The 1,143-nt window shown below is 64.9% G+C and carries 2 protein-coding genes; both read right to left on the bottom strand.

Translation table 11 applies throughout. The features are described from left to right. The coding region (locus A5698_RS17670; RefSeq protein WP_231967439.1) for an NAD(P)H-dependent amine dehydrogenase family protein at positions 1-743 on the bottom strand (743 nt) is incomplete at its 3' end. Positions 744-771: 28 nt separating this feature from the next. Continuing rightward, positions 772-912, bottom strand: a complete 141-nt coding sequence (locus tag A5698_RS28675) for a hypothetical protein (RefSeq protein WP_156670581.1) — start codon at positions 910-912, stop codon at positions 772-774. Positions 913-1,143: the final 231 nt, after the last annotated feature.

Raw genomic sequence — 1,143 nt, 5'->3', positions numbered from 1 at the left:
GTCCCCGCCTCGATAGTGCCGAACGCCACCTCGATGTCGCGGTCCGTGACGCGGCGGTCGAGGGTGCCGCGGACCTCTTGGATCTCGACGCCGAGGGCCTCGGCGACCATGCGGATCTGGCCTTGCCATTCGCCGGCGATCGCCCCGGGAAATGAGATCCACGGCTGGTAGTCGAGCGGTCGGCCGAATCCCAAAGCGTCGCTCATGATGTCGGAAACACCGTAGTCGTCGTACAGGCCTATCTCGTAGGCGTGGATCTTCTCGATCTGCGACGACTGTGTGCTCAGCACCAGCGGTAGGTAGTCGGCGACGAAGCCCGGCTCGATCCCCGAGGCGTACAACGAGACCTGGCCCTCCTTGGCGGCCGCGGACAACTGGTCGCGCCACTCGACCGGTTCGTAGGCGTGGGGGTTGACCAGGCGGGTGGTGCTGGTGGTCACCACGTTTATCCCTGCGCTGAGCAGCCTCACATAGTCCGGGACGGCCAGCGCATCACGTTCCGGCCCGCTGGCCGAATAGATGACACAATCGGGTTTGAGCCCGATCAGCGCATCCGCATCGGTGGTGGCGGCCACCCCGATCGGCTGCCCGTTGGCGAGTTCACCCGCGTCCTTGCCGTCCTTCTCGGGGGAGTGCACCCACACCCCGACGAGATCCAGGTCGGGTCTCTGTGAGATCGCGCGGATCGCGATGGAGCCGATTCCGCCGGTCGACCAGACCACGGTTCTCAGCGGTGTTTTCACGATTCCTCCGTTGCTGCGATTGACCCCGTCACCAGTGCGGCGCGCTCGAGATACTCGCGACCGATTCGTCGCCCTGCCGTCTCCCACACATCTGCACAGCGACCGAGTACAGCTCGGTCGTCGGCGCTCCCTCGGCGGGCGCCCGGATGTCGAACCGGAGCGTGAACATCAGCACCGCGACAAGGCCGGGGTATTCACGACGACCGACTCTAACCTAATCTTTGTTCTGGTTACCATTAATAGTGGATGCTATTCTCAGCGCTGGCTTTGTCGCCACACCGGGCTCCCGGAGGAGGATCGATGACCGGAGGTAAGCACCGCGTCGTGGTCTGGGGGACGGGCGGCGTCGGGTCGATCGCGATCGATGCGATCCGGAGCAGGCCCGACCTCGAACTGGTCG

The organism is Mycobacterium sp. E136 (assembly GCF_001666865.1).
Taxonomy (GTDB): domain Bacteria; phylum Actinomycetota; class Actinomycetes; order Mycobacteriales; family Mycobacteriaceae; genus Mycobacterium.
This window is presented reverse-complemented; position numbering and strand designations above follow the sequence as displayed.

Bases quoted from the DNA above. Each gene is read 5' to 3' on its own strand.
- A5698_RS28675 (WP_156670581.1), bottom strand. From the start codon at position 912: ATGTTCACGCTCCGGTTCGACATCCGGGCGCCCGCCGAGGGAGCGCCG.